The organism is Nocardia veterana NBRC 100344, from assembly GCF_000308855.1.
GTDB classification, from domain to species: Bacteria; Actinomycetota; Actinomycetes; order Mycobacteriales; family Mycobacteriaceae; genus Nocardia; species Nocardia veterana.
The window spans coordinates 1-16,280 of record NZ_BAGM01000074.1 but is presented as its reverse complement, the minus strand read 5'-3'; the positions used below and the strand labels follow the sequence as shown (position 1 = coordinate 16,280).

General features: G+C 70.0%; 17 protein-coding genes and 1 pseudogene. 8 read left to right on the top strand and 10 right to left on the bottom strand.

All coding sequences use genetic code 11. From position 1 onward, the window contains the following. On the top strand, window positions 1-491 hold a 491-nt coding region (locus ON37_RS13215; protein WP_157171450.1), incomplete at its 5' end, for an SRPBCC family protein. 228 nt (window positions 492-719) lie between these two features. On the opposite strand, the gene ON37_RS13210 is transcribed toward ON37_RS13215, so the two are convergent. After that, on the bottom strand, window positions 720-1,187 hold the full coding sequence (locus ON37_RS13210; RefSeq protein ID WP_040719484.1) for a MarR family winged helix-turn-helix transcriptional regulator: 468 nt from the start codon (window positions 1,185-1,187) through the stop codon (window positions 720-722). Window positions 1,188-1,257: 70 nt separating this feature from the next. On the opposite strand from ON37_RS13210, the gene ON37_RS13205 reads away from it, so the two are divergent. After that, window positions 1,258-1,728: a MarR family winged helix-turn-helix transcriptional regulator gene (locus ON37_RS13205; RefSeq protein WP_157171449.1), complete on the top strand. Its 471-nt coding sequence runs from the start codon at window positions 1,258-1,260 to the stop codon at window positions 1,726-1,728. A 331-nt stretch (window positions 1,729-2,059) separates the two neighbouring features. Here ON37_RS13205 and ON37_RS13200 read toward each other — a convergent pair whose 3' ends face one another. Then, window positions 2,060-2,536: an Lrp/AsnC family transcriptional regulator gene (locus ON37_RS13200; RefSeq protein ID WP_040719482.1), complete on the bottom strand. Its 477-nt coding sequence runs from the start codon at window positions 2,534-2,536 to the stop codon at window positions 2,060-2,062. Window positions 2,537-2,685: 149 nt separating this feature from the next. Here ON37_RS13200 and ON37_RS13195 point away from each other — a divergent pair, with 149 nt between their 5' ends. Further along, window positions 2,686-3,105: a DUF2000 domain-containing protein gene (locus ON37_RS13195; RefSeq protein ID WP_040719481.1), complete on the top strand. Its 420-nt coding sequence runs from the start codon at window positions 2,686-2,688 to the stop codon at window positions 3,103-3,105. Between the two features lie 247 nt (window positions 3,106-3,352). Here the strand turns inward: ON37_RS13195 and mshC are convergent, their stop codons facing one another. From mshC to ON37_RS13175, 4 genes are all read right to left on the bottom strand, one after another. Then, window positions 3,353-4,591: a cysteine--1-D-myo-inosityl 2-amino-2-deoxy-alpha-D-glucopyranoside ligase gene (gene mshC / locus ON37_RS13190; RefSeq protein ID WP_040719480.1), complete on the bottom strand. Its 1,239-nt coding sequence runs from the start codon at window positions 4,589-4,591 to the stop codon at window positions 3,353-3,355. Between the two features lie 181 nt (window positions 4,592-4,772). Further along, complete coding sequence (locus ON37_RS13185) at window positions 4,773-5,603, bottom strand: SCO1664 family protein (RefSeq protein ID WP_051031544.1); 831 nt, start codon at window positions 5,601-5,603, stop codon at window positions 4,773-4,775. A gap of 6 nt (window positions 5,604-5,609) precedes the next feature. Continuing rightward, window positions 5,610-6,194, bottom strand: a complete 585-nt coding sequence (locus tag ON37_RS13180; protein WP_040719479.1) for a DUF3090 domain-containing protein — start codon at window positions 6,192-6,194, stop codon at window positions 5,610-5,612. Between the two features lie 24 nt (window positions 6,195-6,218). Then, window positions 6,219-6,968: a histidine phosphatase family protein gene (locus ON37_RS13175; RefSeq protein WP_040719478.1), complete on the bottom strand. Its 750-nt coding sequence runs from the start codon at window positions 6,966-6,968 to the stop codon at window positions 6,219-6,221. 269 nt (window positions 6,969-7,237) lie between these two features. Here ON37_RS13175 and ON37_RS13170 point away from each other — a divergent pair, with 269 nt between their 5' ends. From ON37_RS13170 to ON37_RS13155, 4 genes are all read left to right on the top strand, one after another. Then, window positions 7,238-8,200, top strand: a complete 963-nt coding sequence (locus tag ON37_RS13170) for an aldo/keto reductase (RefSeq protein WP_040719488.1) — start codon at window positions 7,238-7,240, stop codon at window positions 8,198-8,200. Between the two features lie 168 nt (window positions 8,201-8,368). Beyond that, window positions 8,369-9,400, top strand: a complete 1,032-nt coding sequence (locus ON37_RS13165; protein WP_051031546.1) for a heme/hemin ABC transporter substrate-binding protein — start codon at window positions 8,369-8,371, stop codon at window positions 9,398-9,400. A 269-nt stretch (window positions 9,401-9,669) separates the two neighbouring features. Continuing rightward, window positions 9,670-10,692, top strand: coding sequence for a FecCD family ABC transporter permease (locus ON37_RS13160; RefSeq protein WP_051031545.1), 1,023 nt, complete (start codon window positions 9,670-9,672; stop codon window positions 10,690-10,692). Then, window positions 10,689-11,624, top strand: coding sequence for a heme ABC transporter ATP-binding protein (locus ON37_RS13155; protein ID WP_083892958.1), 936 nt, complete (start codon window positions 10,689-10,691; stop codon window positions 11,622-11,624). Before ON37_RS13160 ends, ON37_RS13155 begins: the two co-directional genes overlap by 4 nt. A gap of 20 nt (window positions 11,625-11,644) precedes the next feature. Here ON37_RS13155 and ON37_RS13150 read toward each other — a convergent pair whose 3' ends face one another. The 4 genes from ON37_RS13150 to ON37_RS13135 form a co-directional block, all read right to left on the bottom strand. Then, the gene (locus ON37_RS13150) at window positions 11,645-12,658 is read right to left on the bottom strand and encodes a hypothetical protein (RefSeq protein ID WP_040719476.1); all 1,014 of its coding nucleotides are present in this window, start codon (window positions 12,656-12,658) and stop codon (window positions 11,645-11,647) included. A gap of 107 nt (window positions 12,659-12,765) precedes the next feature. Next, window positions 12,766-14,859 (bottom strand): MMPL family transporter, encoded by a 2,094-nt coding sequence (locus ON37_RS13145; RefSeq protein ID WP_040719475.1) that lies wholly within the window; start codon window positions 14,857-14,859, stop codon window positions 12,766-12,768. Window positions 14,860-14,866: 7 nt separating this feature from the next. Next, window positions 14,867-15,400, bottom strand: a complete 534-nt coding sequence (locus ON37_RS13140) for a WKL family lipoprotein (RefSeq protein ID WP_040719474.1) — start codon at window positions 15,398-15,400, stop codon at window positions 14,867-14,869. A 56-nt stretch (window positions 15,401-15,456) separates the two neighbouring features. Continuing rightward, window positions 15,457-15,810, bottom strand: coding sequence for a hypothetical protein (locus tag ON37_RS13135; RefSeq protein WP_040719473.1), 354 nt, complete (start codon window positions 15,808-15,810; stop codon window positions 15,457-15,459). A gap of 148 nt (window positions 15,811-15,958) precedes the next feature. Between ON37_RS13135 and ON37_RS13130 the strand changes: the two are divergent. Further along, window positions 15,959-16,280, top strand: a pseudogene (locus tag ON37_RS13130) (hypothetical protein); the annotation flags it as partial.

Genomic DNA, 16,280 nt, shown 5'->3' with positions numbered 1-16,280 from the left:
AGATCATGACCCAGCAAACCAGCGACACCCAGGTCCGCGTCGAACTCACCGTCGAGGCGCCCCTCGACACCGCCTTCGACGTCTTCACCACCGGCATGGACAGCTGGTGGCCCCGCGAACATCACATCGGCGCGGGCCCCCTGGCCGAAGTGGTGGTCGAACCCCGCGTCGGCGGCCGGCTGTTCGGCCGGGAGGCCGACGGTACCGAATGCCCCTGGGGACGGGTGCTCGTGTGGGATCGGCCCGGCCACTTCGCGTTCTCCTGGGACATCTCCCTGGACTGGAAGTATCAGCCCGACCCGGCGCTGACCAGCCGAGTCGACGTCACCTTCACCGCCGTCGACGCCACCCACACCGCCGTCACCCTGATCCACGGCGACTTCACCAACCACGGCGACGGCTGGGAATCCATGCGCGATGCGGTCGGATCCCCCGGCGGCTGGCCCGGACTGGCCGACACCTACGCCCGCGCCGCCGCGGCCGCCGCCTGACCGCCGCGTCCGGCGGCGGGGTCCCTTCCGAGACGGCGGCCATCGGAAGGGGTCCTGGTGTGGTGCTGGGGGCGAGTGCAGCGGACCCGGGTGTCATGCACAGCACGACTTCGCCCGACGGCCACGGACAGCATGCCCGCCGTCGACTCGCGGTTCTCGCCGGCCGGCCGGCCTGCCCGAAAGCCGCTGCCGCACGGCATCTTCGGGAAGGTGCCCGAGTGCGGGTGCTCAGTCGGTTCCGGAGACCGCACGATCGAAATCTTCGACGAATTTGGTGAGCAGGCGAGCGAATTCGTTGCGTTCGGCCGCAGTCCAGTCGGCGGTGGTGCGCGCGAAGACGGCCTGACGCGCCTCGTGGGCGCGGGCGAGTGCGGCGCGGGCGCCGGACGTCAGGCGGAGAATGACGCGCCGGCCGTCGCCCTGATCGGCCTGGCGATACAGCAGGCCGTCGGCAACCGCGCGAGCGACGAGGCGGCTGGCGCGCGGTTGGTCGATGCCGAGCGCCTGAGCGATGTCTCCGACGGTCGCTGTGTCTGCACGCCCCTCCACCGCGTCGAGTACGTCGAACGTCGTGGGATCGATCGGCGTCCGGGCGTCCTTGGCGGCGAGCCGATTCAACGTCCGACGGGTCTGACTACGCCGGATCGCCACCATGGCCCGCTCTATCGCTTCCACCGCGGTCACGTCATCGCCCATACTTGCCACCCTACAAATACTTGCTACAGTGCATGGATATGTCAAAGTGCAAGTATTTGGAGGAACATTCATGAGGACATCTCAGCGATCTGCGCACCCCCGCGACGAAACGGGCGTTCCGAAGCCCCTCGGCTACTGGGTGAAGCACGTTCATGACCGTCTCGAGAGCAATCTGGCCGCACAGCTGCGAGAATTCGGTCTGGACCGGCGGTCGTGGCAGGTGCTGAACACCATTGCGCACGGCCCCGTCGATCAGGCGGCCATCGATCGTGCGCTCGCGCCGTTCCTGGACAGTGACGAGCCCACAGTCGCCCCCTACGTGGCCAGGCTCGCCACGCGAGGATTGGTGCAGGTGGACCACGCCGGGTACTACGTGCTCACACCGGAAGGCGCAGCGCTGCACGAGCCGGCCGCGGATCGCATCCATGCCGGTCGCCTCGCCACCACCGCGGGAATCAGTCCCACCGAATACGCGCAGCTACTCGGTCTGCTGCGGCGAGTGGCCGAGAACGTGGACGCGGTCCATGCGCAGTGGAAGTGACATGCCCCTCGGTCCGAATCGACGAGGTCGAGGCCCGCCATCGGCAGTTCCGCCTGACATACGAAGTCGACGCCAAGCTGCGCTCCCGCAGCACGATGGGTCCCCCAAGCCGCCACCACGTCGTTCCGCGAGGCTCTCGCGAGTGCACGACGTGCCACAGGACCGTATGCGGCGGTGGCGATCACCGTGGCCCCGAAGTCCGAGCCGCCTGAAAGACCATGATCCACAAGGTTTCACAATTGCTGTCTGGGGACAGCGACGGGACCGGGGCGGGGTCGTCGAGTTCGACGGCCGGTGGCTCGTCGGCGAGAGTTTCTCCGACCTTGCGGGGTCAGGTCGTGGGAGCGGCGCCCTCCAGCGGCAGGACGACCGTCCGCCGGACGTGGCTGAAGATCACCGAGGTCCGCACGTGCACGATCTCGCGCCGCTGGGTCAGCCGGTCGAGGATGAAGGCGCTGAGCTGATCGTTGTCGGCCACCGCGACGTGCAACAGGAAATCGTCACCACCGGCCATCACGAAGTAGGACAGCACCTCCGGCAGCTGCGCGACGAAATCCTGGAACGACTCGATCACCGCCCGATCCGGTGGCCGCAACTGCACGGCCACCATCGCCTGGGTGCCGCGGCCGATCTGCTTCAGGTCCACCTCGGCGTGCCGGCCGCGCAGAATGCCGCGCTTGGTCAGCCGGCGCACGCGTTCCAGACACGTCGACTGCGCCACGTGCAGACGCGCGGCGAGTTCCTTGTTCGTCAGCCCGGCGTCCTCCTGCAACAGGGTCAGCAACGCCGTATCCAATTCGTCGAGCACCGTCCTCAGCCTCGATCTTCCGTACAGAATTCGCAATATTCCATAGAGCTCCGAATCTATCACGGCGAGGCCGGGAAAACTCCGTATCCGCTGCTAGCTTGGCTGCAGCGCCGCCCCCGCGGCGCGTCGACGAACAGGGAAGGGCAGCCATGACAGACCGGCCGGAGTACAAATGCGCGATCGTGGTCAGCGACGAGCTCGCCACGGGGCTCGCGGCCAACGCCGCGAGCGTGCTCGCGCTGACCATGGGCAATCGCGTCGAGGGACTCGTCGGCGCCGACGTGAAGGATGCCGACGGCGTGATCCACCCGGGCGTCATCTCCGTCCCGCTGCCCATACTGCGAGCCCCGCGCGAGCGGGTGGCCGCCATCTCCCGCGCCGCCGCCCAACGGGACGAGATGTTCGTCGTCGGCTTCAGCGCCCTGGCCCAGGGCTGCCGAACCTACGAGGAATACATCGACAAGATGGCGGCCACGCCGACCGACGACGTGGCGCCGATCGGTGTGGGCCTGCACGGCCGGCGCAAAGACGTCGCCAAGCTCGTCGGATCGCTACCGCTGTTCGGGTGACCCGCCCACCGGCACGGACGCACCCGCGGTGGCCTGGCATCGGCTGCCGTCGAGCACTCGATGCCGACGGGGAACAATGGGGCGCGGCCGGCGTCGCGCCCCGCGCATTCGTCGGTCACCTCCATCAGCCGCGGTCCAGTGCGCTGATCCGGAGGAGCGAACTCTGCTGGTCGGCGTTTACGAACCTGCATTCGCTGCGAACCTGCAGCCGGTGCACCCGCACTCCGTGTCGCGGTTGCGCCCGCGCTCAGACGGTGATGCCCAGCAGCGCGTCGACCGCCGTGCGGACCAGCGCCGGCGCGGAGGTGTCCGGACCGCCGTAATCCAGCGCCTGCTGCACCCAGCTGTCCACGGCGGCAAGGGCTTTCGGGGTGTCCAGATCATCGGCCAGATGCTGCCGCAAGCGGGCGATCGTCTGCTCGGCCGCCGGCCCCGACGCCAGCGTCGTCGCCTGCCGCCAGCGCGCGAGCCGCTGCTGCGCCTGCTCGAGCACCGCATCCGACCACTGGCGATCGGTGCGGTAATGGTCGGCGAACAGACCCAGCCGGATCGCTCCCGGATCCACCCCGGCGCGCCGCAACTTCGACACGAACACCAGATTGCCGCGCGACTTCGACATCTTCTCGCCATCCAGGCCGATCAGCCCGGCGTGCACGTAATGGCGGGCGAAGCGCCGATGCGACACCAGCGACTCGGCGTGCGCGGCCGAATACTCGTGATGCGGATAGATCAGATCGCTGCCGCCGCCCTGGATATCGAACTCCGGACCCAGCCGGTTCAACGCGATCGCCGCACACTCGATATGCCAGCCCGGGCGCCCTGCGCCGAACGGCGCCGGCCACGACGGCTCGCCCGGCCGCGCCGCCCGCCACAGCAACGCATCGATCGGGTCCCGCTTGCCCGGGCGCTGCGGATCACCGCCCCGCTCGGCGAACAGCCGATCCATCGTGTCGCGGTCGTAGCCCGACTCATAACCGAACTGCTCGGTGGCGTCGTGCCGGAAATAGATGTCGCGGAACTGCGGGTCGTCGACCACGTAGGCGGCGCCGGCGGCGAGCAACTTGTCCACCAATTCCACGACCTCGCCGACGGATTCGATCGCGCCGACGTAGTCGCGCGGCGGCAGCACCCGCAGCTGCGTCATGTCCTCGCGGAACAAGTCGATCTCACTGGTCCCCAGATCGCGCCAGTCCACCCCGTCGCGTTCCGCGCGTTCGAACAGCGGATCGTCCACATCGGTGATGTTCTGCACGTAGTGCACCTCGTGGCCGCCGTCGCGCAGGACCCGGTTGATCAGATCGAAGGCCAGATAGGTCGCCGCGTGGCCCAGGTGGGTGGCGTCGTAGGGTGTGATGCCGCAGACGTACATGGTGGCGGTCGCGCCGGGCGTCACCGGGCGCACCTGCCGGTCGGCGGTATCGAACAACCGCAACGGCGGTCCGGATCCGGGGACGGCGGGAACGGAGATTTCGGACCAGGACTGCATGATTCGAGGGTAAGGGTGCGGGCGGGCACCTCGACCGCCGACCCCGTCTACCGAGCCTGTCGCCGCGTATTCGCCACCACATCCGACCTCGGGCGGGGCGAGCGCGATGGGGAAGTCAACCGTTGCGCGCCGCGCGCACCGAAATACCGCACGCCGCGCCCGTGGGCGCGCCGGTGCGAGGTCAGAACGCGGGCCAGGGAATCGGACGGGAGCTGACCGGTTGCGGCAGCACCGGATCGTCGAGCAGGCCGCGGGCACGCGCACCCAGGGCATCGATCTCGGCGTCGGTGATGTATTCGGCCAGCGCCGCGCCGATCGAGCCGGTGAGCCGGTCGGCGAATCCGGCGATATCGTCCAGCAGATCCTCCCCCACGGGTTCGCCCGCCCAACCCCACAGCACCGTCCGCAATTTGGGTTCGCTGTGCAGACAGATCCCATGGTCGACGCCGTAGACGCCGCCGTCGACTCCCTCCAGCGCATGGCCGCCCTTACGGTCGGTGTTGTTGAGCAGAACGTCCAGCACCGCCATCCGGCGCAGCCGCGGATCGTCGGCATGCACCAGCGACACCCGCGCTCCCGTCCCGTCCACCGCCCGCAGCACCTCACGGAACCCGGCGGGCACCGCGCCCGCGGGAACCAGATCGACCAGATCCAGCCGGTCCACGGCCGCACTGCCCGGATCGACCGTCTCGATCCAGCGCTGCACCATGCCCGGCCCGAGCGGGCCCTCGCGCAGAATCGTCTCCGGAATCACCGACCAGCCCAGCGCCGCCGAAATCAGATACGAGGCCACCTCGCGCCCGGCCAGCGTGCCGTCGGGGAAATCCCACAGCGGCCGTTCGCCCCGCACCGGCTTGTAGACCACCCGCAACGGTTCGCCCTCCCCGGAGGCGATCTCGCACACCAGGGTGAGATTGCTCGCCGTGGTAACCCGGCCGATGATCGACAGCTCCCCGCTGTACAGGCCGTCGCGGGCCGCGCCCTCGTCCGCGGCCGCCGCGCGCGTGGTCACCGGTGCTCAATCCTCCAGATCGGTCGCGCCGAAGATGTCGCCGCGCTTGTAACCATTGGTGCGCACACACATGTGCCCCTTGGGCGACAACGGTTCCCCGCACAGCGGGCACGGCGGCCGCCCGGCCGCGATCACCTTCGCCGACCGCAGCGCGAACTCCCGCGCCTGCTCCGGGGTCAGGAACACCCGCACCGCGTCGGGGCCCTCCTCGGTGTCGTCGAGCACGACCGATTCGTCGACCTCGGTCTCGGTGATGGCCAGCAACTCGACCACCACCGCGCCGGCATCGGCGTCCCAGCCCAAACCCATTGTCCCGACCCGGAATTCGGTATCGATCGGCATCTGGAGCGGGGCCGTGTCGGAGACATCCTCAGCCTGCGGCGGCACGCTCGCGCCGAAGCGCCGGGCCACCTCGTCCAACAGCAGTCCCATCCGATCGGCGAGCACCTTGACCTGCTGCTTCTCCAGCAGCACGCTCACCACCCGGGGTTCCTGCACGGCCTGCAGATAGAAGGCGCGATCTCCTGGTTCACCGACGGTTCCGGCGACGAAACGGTCGGGGGTGCGAAACACATGGATTGCTCGGGCCATCTGCACCTCCTGAAACCGACTGCATCACTGATTACGCTCGCTCCCCGAATCGGGGGGATCCGCAATAGTCCCATTATCCGCCCGGGACGCGGCACCCACCTCACCGCCGGGGACGGGCCCGGCCCGCTGTTCGGACGGCTGCGCCACCGCCGCCAGCGCCGACAGGTCCGAACCGGTGTCGTTGACCCGCCACACATAGGGTGCGGACGGGGTGTAGCGCACCACGCTGATCGACGCCGGTTCGACCACGATCCGCTGGAAACCGTCGAGATGGATGCCGAACGCGTCGGCCAGCAGCGACTTGATCACATCGCCGTGCGTGCACGCCACCCACAGCACATCGCGGCCGTGGCGCCGGGCCAGCTCCCCGTCGATCGCACGCACCGCCGCCACCGCCCGGTACTGCACCTGAGCCAGCCCTTCGCCGCCGGGGAAGACCGCACCCGAGGCGTGCTGCTGCACCACCTTCCACAGCGGCTCCTGCACCAGCTCCGACAGCAGCCGGCCGGTCCACTCGCCGTAGTCGACCTCGAGCAGTCGCTCGTCGGGTTCCGGTTCCAGCCCGAGCTTGTCGGCCAGCGGCGACACCGTACGGGTGCAGCGCAGCAGCGGGGAATGCACGATATGTTCGATCGGCAACGGCGCCAAGCGTTCTGCCACCGCCAGCGCCTGCTCGGTGCCGCGCTCGGTCAGCTCGACTCCGGGACTGCGGCCGGCCAGCGTGCGCGCGGTGTTGGAGGTCGACACCCCGTGCCGCAGCAGGATCACCGTCATGGGTCCAGACTAGGCGATCACGACCGGCCGGTCCGGCCGTCACCTTCCCACGCCCGCTCCCCGGCCCTCCGGACGCTCGGAACGGGTTGCGGGGCAGGCTGTTTCGCTGTCCGCAGAATCCCGGGCGCGGCCCGCGCCGGCGCGGGGCCGGACGATCCGGACACTGTGGTGCGGCTCGCATCTGCGGCGGTTCGCGAGTGGTATCCGATTCCCGGACCGGTTGTGGCCCTAGGCTCGGACCCTGTGACGAGAACTGGGGCGGTGTGGTGATGGAACAGCGGGCGGTGGGGCGCAGCGGCCTGCGGGTATCGCGCATGGGTCTGGCCACCCACACCTGGGGCCGGGAGACCGATGCCGAGGATGCGGCCGCGCAACTGGTGGCCTTCGTGGAAGCCGGGGGCACCCTGGTCGACACCTCGCCCGTATACCAGGGCGGGGCGGCCCAGCGCATGCTCGGCGAACTCGTCGGCGAACTGGTGCCGCGCGACGATCTGGTGATCAGCGGCTGCGCCGGGCTGGTCCCGGTGCCCGGGGTCACCGATCCCGACGGTGGTCCCGCCGCCGGCATCCGCTGGGGCGTGGACGCCTCCCGTCGCACCCTGATGCGCCAGCTCGATCGCACGCTGAGCGATCTGGGCACCGACTATCTCGACATCTGGAGTGTGGCGGCCTGGGACCCACGCACCCCGCTCGACGAGATCGCCGCAACCCTCGACCACGCCGTCCGTTCGGGCAAGGTGCGCTACGCCGGGGCTCGCGGCCTGGCCGCCTGGCAGCTCGCGACGCTGGCCGCGGCCGCGCCGATCGTGGCCGCACACGCGACCTATTCGCTGCTGGCCCGCGGCGCCGAACGCGAACTGGTCCCCGCCGCCGCCCACCACGGCGTCGGCCTGATCGCCGCGTCGCCGCTGGCCGGGGGCATCCTCACCGGCAAGTATCGGGACGGGGTGCCGGCCGACTCGCGCGGCGCCGACGAGGCCACCGCCGCCGAGATCCGCGAGCGCCTCGACGACCACGCCACCCGGGTCGTGGACGCGGTGGTGACCGCCGCCGACGGGCTGGGCACCTCGCCGCTGGCCGTGGCCGCGGCCTGGATACGCGACCGCCCCGGCGTGGCCTCGATGATCGTCGGCGCCCGCGACATCGGGCAGCTCACCGGCGTACTCGCCGCGGAAACGCTGGAACTTCCGCGGGCCATCGCCGCCGCGCTCGACGATGTCAGCGGAATCTGAGCGGAACCCGAACAGCGCCGCGCCGCCGGCCCGCGCGGCGGACAGGCCGCTGGCACGCCGATCGCGTGAGCACTTAGGCTTGCCTACATGAGCCGTCTCGACCGTGTCCGATCGGGCCGCACCGACCGCGCCGCAACGGCGCCGGCCGGTCGGCCCACGCGGGTCAGCATGCCGATCGGCCCGGTGCCCGCACGGTGCCTGGGCGTCCTGCTCGCCGCGATCGTCGTCATCGGATTCGGTGCGGGCTGCGGCAGCCGCGAAGGGGCGGCGGGTGGCGATCAGCACGGCCCGGCCACCGCGACCCTGGCGAATCAGGATCCCACCCCGGTCGGGCCCGCGCCCACGCCCACCCTGCCGGTCACCGTGCACTCGTTCGACGGCGCCGACGTCACCGTCACCTCCGCCGACCGCATCGTCGCGGTGGACCGCTACGGCACCCTCGCCCAGACCGTGTGGGCGCTGGGCCTGGGCTCGCACCTGGTCGGCCGGTCGACCTCCGCGGCGTTCCCGGCCGTGCGGCAGGTGCCCAACGTGGCCGGCGGCAACGGCAGCATCAATGTCGAAGCCGTCGCCGCGCAGCGCCCGACGGTCTTTCTCACCGACACCACCAGCGCCACCCCCACGATGCGCGATCAGCTGCGCGCCCTGGGCATCACCGTCGTCTACTTCGATCCGCAGCGGACCATCGACGGCGTGGGCCCGCAGATCCAGGCCGTCGCCGACGCGCTCGGCGTGCACGAGCAGGGTGTGAAACTCGCCGACCGCACCCGGGCCGAGATCGCCGCCGCCACCGCCGCGGTGCCGAAACAGCAGCCACCGCTGAAGATCGGATTCGTCTACCTGCGCAGTACCGCGATCACGATGCTCGCCGGACCCGGATCCGGCGCCGATTCCCTGATCACCGCGCTCGGCGGCGTCGACGCGGGCACCGCGGCCGGGCTCACCGAACCGTTCACCACGATCACCAGCGAGGCCATGATCGGTGCCGCACCGGATGTGCTGCTGGTGATGACCGACGGACTGAAATCGGTCGGCGGTGTCGACGGGCTGGAGAAGGTGCCCGGCGTCGCCCAGACCCCCGCCGGGCGCAATCACCGTATCGTCGACATGTCCGATGCCGTGCTGCTGAGCTTCGGCCCGGAAACCGGTCACGTCCTCGCGGCCCTGTCCAAGGCGATCTACAGCACTCAGCCCGCATGAGCCGCAGCGACCCGGCCGAACCAGCTGAGCCACAGCACCTTTCGCATCCGTCGCGTCCGGCGAACGCGGCCGCCGCCGGTGCGCCCGAGCCCGGACCTGCCGGTGCGCACTCCCGGGCCCGCACCGTGTCCGACGGTCCCGGACGGACCGTCGGGACCGCCGGCGACCCGGCGCCAGGACCGGGGCCCGACCGGTCGCCCGCGGATTCCGGCGTGGACGCCGTCGGCGAACAGATCGTCGGCCCGCGCTCGCCGCGCCGCTGGTCCCGGATCACGATCGTGTACGCGGTCTCGGTCGCGCTGCTCGTCGTGCTGGCGCTGGTCTCGGCGGCTGTCGGGCAGGTGCCCACCACCCCGCTGGAGGTGGCCGGCAGCGTCGCGCACCGCATCGGCCTCGACTGGGGTCCGCTGCCGCATCATCCCGCCGGGGAGGTGACCCTGTGGGAGGTGCGGTTTCCGCGGGTGGTGCTGGCGATGCTGGTCGGGGCCGCCCTGGCGACCGCCGGTGCGTTACTGCAGGGCGTATTCGCCAACCCGCTGGCCGAACCCGGCGTCATCGGGGTCTCCGCGGGAGCGGCCGTCGGCGCGGGCGTGGTGATCGTGGTGGGTGGCGCGTTCGCGGCGGCATGGTCGGTCGCCGGGGGCGCGTTCGTCGCCGGGCTCGGCACCACCCTCGCGGTGTATCTGCTGTCGCGCTCGGGCGGTCGCACCGAAACCGTGACGCTGGTGTTGACCGGTGTCGCGGTCAACGCCTTCGCGGGTGGTCTGATGTCGTTCCTGCTGTTCACCGCGTCACCGGCGGCGCGCGATCAGATCGTCTTCTGGCAGATGGGCAGTCTCAACGGCGCGACCTGGCAGGCCGTGGCGGTGGTGGCGCCGCTGGCGGCGGTGGGAGTGGCCGCGGCGGTGCTGATGGCGCCGCGGCTGGACCTGTTGGCCCTCGGCGAATCGGCGGCCCGGCATCTCGGCGTCGATGTGGAACGGTTGCGGCGCAACGTGATCGTGGTCGTCGCGATCCTGGCCACCGCCGGTGTGGCGTTCACCGGCATCATCCTGTTCGTCGGCCTGATCGTCCCGCATGTGGTGCGGATGCTCGTCGGCCCCGCTCACCGCGTACTGATCCCGCTGTCGGCGATCCTCGGCGCGGTGGTGCTGCTGGCCGCCGATATCGGCGCCCGCACCCTGGTCCACAACGCCGATCTGCCGCTGGGCATGCTGACCTCCCTGGTCGGCGGGCCGTTCTTCTTCTGGTTGCTGCGCCGCACCCGCGCCCGATCGGGAGGCTGGGCATGAGCGCCTCCCGGCCGAGTGAACACCTCGCGGTGGGGCCCGATGCCGGACCTGCCGACCCCTCTCCCCACGGCGGGCCGGGTCCCCGTCCGGCGGCGCGGTTGCGCGCATTGACCCGCAAATTCCGTCCGGCACACGCACTTCCGCAGCCCACCCCGCGCGGCGCGGTCACGCTGCGCGCACGCGGTGTCGATATCGCCCGCGGTGGACGGCCGGTGCTCGCCGCCGTGGATATCGATGTGGTGGCCGGGCAGATCCTGGCTCTGGTCGGACCGAACGGCGCGGGTAAGTCCACCCTGCTCGCCGCCCTGTCCGGAGAACTCGACATCGCCGGTGGCACAGTCGAACTCGACGGTCGGCCGCTCGCTCACTGGACGCCCACCGATATGGCGCGCCGGCGCGCGGTCCTGCCGCAGAACCACACCGTCGGTTTCCCGTTCACGGTGCGCGAGGTGGTCGCGATGGGCCGCGCGCCCTGGGCCCGCACCGCACGCCGGGACGCCGACGACCGGATGATCGCCGCCGCCATGGCCGCCACCGATATCGAACACCTCGCCCAGCGCCCGTTCCCGGCCCTGTCGGGCGGGGAACGGGCCCGCGCCGCCTTGGCCCGCGTACTGGCCCAGGACACCGAGACCCTGCTGCTCGACGAACCCACCGCCGCACTCGATCTCGGTCATCAGGAGCAAGTGCTGCGCCTGGCATCCGACCGCGCCGCCGCCGGCGCCGCGGTCGTGGTGGTGCTGCACGATCTGGGCCTGGCCGCCGCCTACGCCGACCGGGTGGCCGTCCTCGACGCCGGCCGCCTCGCCGCCGTCGGCCACCCCCGCGACATCCTCACCACCGACCTGCTCACCCGCGTCTACCGCCACCCCGTCGAAGTCATCGACCATCCGGTCACCGGAGCGCAGCTCATCCTGCCCGTCCGCCGGTGAACGGCGGGCAGCCGCGGCAGCTATGAAGTGGAGCCGGGCGCCGGCGCGAAGTTCCGATCGGTACTGAAGGTACCCGGTATCCGCGCGGAGCTCTGATCGTCTCCGGACGGACCGGTCAGCGGGTTCCGGGTAATCGGACGGTCATCGTGGGGAACTGTCCCCTGAACCGGTGCGTTGCCGATCGATCCCGGCGTAACGGCGTCCCCCGGGGGTGTTCCGGTCGCCTGCTGCCACACCTTGTCCAGATACTTCCCGTAGTGGTCGAGGTATCCGCCCGGATGATCCCGGAGGTGGTCGGCCAGCAGGTTCACCGCGCCGGATTCGGTGAGATCGCCGACGGCGAAACCGTCGAACGCGGCTTTTGTTTGATCGTCGATATGGCCGATATCGGCTCCGCCGCGGTCGAGGATTTCCCGGCGCACCCGCGCCGTCATCAGCCCGGCGTAGGACTCGCCGCGGTACGCCGAATAGAGGTTGTCATCGCGCCATCGCCAGTAGTCGTCACCACGGTGCGGCTCGGTGGCCGAAAAGACGTAATCGGGCCCGGCGGTGGCATGTCCGGTCTCGTGCGCCAACTCAGCTGCGACCAGGAGGGGGTCGCCCTTTCCGTCCGGGTTGATGACAATCTTCTTCTCTCCGCGGCTGGTGATCCCGCCGGCGTCGATCGTGCCGTATCCGATCGCCCAGCCCTGCGCCAACAGATTTCGCACATTCGCGGACAAGGTGGGTGACTTGGCAACCAATTCGTCCACCTCCGGCCCCAGACCTGTCGTCGGTGGTGGGGGCCCGGTAGGCTGCGTCGCGTCACGCAACTCGGTTCCGACCTCGGCGGCCACACTGACGGCAGCGCCCACGACCGCGGCCTTCAACAGGATCTGTGTCCGTGTATCGGCCTGCGCGAGGCCGGCGGCTGCCGTCCGCATCGCGGCTTCGGTGGCGCGATACAGGGTCGACACCGTCGAAGCGCCGGTGCGGACGGTGGTGGTGAGCGCTCGGGCCGCCGCGCGGATGCTGTCGGTGACCGGACTTTTCATGGGGCTGCCCCGGTCGCTGGGTGCTGGCTCACCCGGCTACCGTGCCGAATCTCCCACTGCCGCACCAGTCGTCGCTACCACCAGGGCTGGTGGCAGCGAGGAGAAGCTCAGCGCCACACCAGTTTCAACACCGCCGGGGTCAGCAGCATGCGGATGACGGTGGCGTCGAGAATCAGCGCCGCGATCATGCCGTAGGCGATGTATTTCATCAGCACCAGATCGGAGAATCCGAACGCGCCGGTCACCACGATGAGAATCGCGGCGGCCGAGGTGATCACGCCGCCGGTGTGGGCGATGCCGTACCGGATCGCCTCGGCCGGCGGCGCGCCACCGGCGCGCGCCTCGGCCATCCGGGACTGCAGGAACACCTCGTAATCGGTGGACAGGCCGAACAGCACGGTCACGATGAGCACCAGCACCGCGAACATCAACGGCCCGGGGGTGAAGCCGAACAGGCCGGCGCCGTGTCCCTCGACGAAGATCCAGGTCAGAATGCCCAGTGCCGCTCCGAGACTGAGCGCGCTCAGCACGACCGCCTTCACCGCCAGCACCACCGAGCGGAACGCGAGGTACATCAGCACCAGTGCCGCGGTCGCCAGAATGGTTGCCAGCAGCGGTAATCCGTCGATGAGTCCGTGGATGGCGTCGCGTTCCAGCGCTGGAACTCCGGCCACCATCACCTGCACCCCGGGTGGGTGGGGTATCGCTCGCAGTGCCGCGATGGCGGCGTCGGCGTCGGTCTTGTGGACCAGGCCGGTGGACAGCACGTTGATTCCGTCGGTGGTCGGCGCGGCCGCTTCGAACGGCCCGGTCAGCCCCGGCGCGAAATTCGCCTGGAACCGGATGTCGGACAATTGTTGCGGATTCGCCCCGACCACGACCAGTTTCAGCGGTTCGGTGCGGAATTCGGGAAACAGCGCGTCGAATTTCTCCTGCGCCACCCGGGCGGGATTGTCGGCGGACAGATAGCGTTCGGACAGGCCGCCGAATTCGATGTGGCGGAACGGGATCAGCAGAAACAGCAATCCGGCCACCACCGGCACGATCACCCGCACCGGACGCCGCATCGCGAACAGCGCCAGCCGGGAGAAGAATCCGTTGTCGATCTGCTGGGCGCTGCGTATTCCGGCGAACCGGTGCCATCCCCACAGGTCGATCCGCCGGCCCACGATGCTCAACGCGGCCGGCAGCGCGGTGACCGACAGCACGGCGGCCAACAGCACCGAACTGATCCCGCCGTAGGGCACCGACCGCAGCACGCCGTTGGGATAGATGAACAGCGCCGCCAGACTGACCGCGATGATCGCCGCCGAGAACAGCACGGTCCGTCCGGCCGTGGCCACGGTGCGCGCGGTGGCGTCCTCCACGCTGCGGCCCGCGGCCAATTCCTCCCGGAAACGGGTCACCGCGAACAGGCCGTAATCGATCGCCAGACCGAGGCTGACCAGGGTGACCACGGCGCTGGCGAAGACGTTGACCTGGATGTGATCGGTGAGCGTGCGCATGATGCCCTGGCTGCCGAGAATGGTCATCCCGCCGATCAGCACCGGCAACAGGGCGCCGATCACGCCGCCGAAGACGAAATACAGCAGGACCGCCACCACGGGCAGCGCGATCAACTCGGCGCGGTGGATATCGTCCTGCATCCCGATGTTGATGCCCTCGACCACCGGTTGCAGGCCGGCCAACTGCACGGTGGTGCCGCCGGGGCCGCGGCCGGGACCGGCGGCACCCAGATCGTCCCGGATCGCGAGGTAGTTGTTCACCGTCGCGGTATCGGAGCCGTGCAGGCCGATACTGGCGAAGGCGTGGGTGCGCGAGGCGTCGGCGAACTGGCCCATTATGGAACCGTCGAAATAGCTGTCGATCTTCTTGATCCGGTCCGGGTATGTCGTGCGCAGATCCTGTAGCGCCGTGCCGATCGCCGCGCGAATCGGCGGATCGTCGACCGTGTGCCCGGGCGGCGCCGTGTAGAGCACGATGACATCGGCATCGGTGTCGCGGCCGAAGGTCCGGTCGGCCAGCTGGGACGCGACCACCGATTCGCTGTGCTCGTCGAACCAGCCGCCCTGGGTCAGTCGCGGCGCGAGGTCGCGGCCGTACCAGCCGGAGCCGGCCACCAGAACCAGAAAGCCCGCGAAGACCAGATATCGGTGGCGATGGACGAACCGGCCCCATCGCAGCAGAACGCCTTCGAGCATGCCGGAATCAGCCGCAGGCCGGGGTGCGGTAGTCGGCCGAGCGCAGAATGCCGCACAGGTCGTTGCGCGAGATCTTCCATTTACCGTCGATATCGACGAAATGCACGATGGTGGTGCGCACGTTCTCGCCGGTGCCGTCCTTGTCCAGCCGCATCGTGGCGGTCAGGGTGCCGTCGTGATTGTCGAACACCGGATCGACGACGCCGTAGACGGCGCGCGGGTTGTCGTGCAACGCCTTGTACATATCCGGGATGGCGTCTTTGAAGGCGGCGCCGTCCTCGATGAGGTCGGTGCGTTCGCTGTCGGGCAGCGACGGATCGAGTGCGCGTTTGATCTGGTTGTCCAGTTGCGCGGCGCTCGGGATCGGCGGGCGGTTGGCACTGCTGGCCGCGGCGGCCTCCGACGAAGAGGTCAGGGCGGCATAGGCCGAGGAGCGGGCCGCCGCGACCGAGGCCTCGTCGGGACCGCTGTCGCAGGCGGCGATCACCAGGGCGAGCAGGGTGATTCCGAATGCGCCGTGGACCGTGCGTCGCAATGCCATTACGTCCTCGAATGTGTCGAAAGTAACCGGTGGTTCCTACAGTCTGGCACGGGTGCTCAGCGGCCCTCGATGACCGCGCCCAACCGGTTCAGCAGCGCTCGCACGGTCGTGGTGGCGCCGCGTTGTTCCGAGACCGGTACGGCGGTGGGCACCAGATCACGCACCAGGGCGCGCACGCTTCGTGGGTCGTCGAGATCGATATCGGTGACCGCGGCCTCGACGACGGCCACGACATCTTCGGGGCCGGGCACGGTGGTTTCGGCGTCGGCGCGATAGATCTCGAGGGTCAGGGTGCCGCGAACCGTGCGGAAGGCGAACGGCTGCCCTTCGGCCGTCCGGCCGAAACCGTGCGCGAACGGACCAACGGTTAAATCTTCAAGTGTGAATTCAGACGTACGGTCTGTTTCCAACCGAGACTCCCCTGGTTCGATGTCGGGTGAGTGTCCACGGTAACGGGTGAGGCGCATGCCACGCCGGAACCACCCCGGTGACCGGCCCGTGTGTCCGATCATGGTCAGATGAAGCAGTACGCATGAGTCACACGGAGGAGTTCGGAGCATGCGCGGGAACCGGTCGGCACTGTCTGCCGTGCTCGCGGCCGCCAGCATCGTGGCGCTCGTCGCGGGCTGTTCCTCGCACGCCGACGACAAGGCGGCCGGCACGGCCGGCGCCCCCGGGACCGCCGCCGTCGCGCCCGCACCGGCCGTCGCACCGGCCGGGGCCGTTTCCGGCTTCGGGCCGGTCGGTGCGCTGCTCGCCGAACCGGCGAGCGGCCGCGTGGTCGCCCTGGACCCCACCGGGCTCGGACTGCGCATCGTCGATCCCGCCGATCCGGCCGCCGCGCGGCAGATCAGCCTGCCCGCCGAGGCCGCCGGCCTCG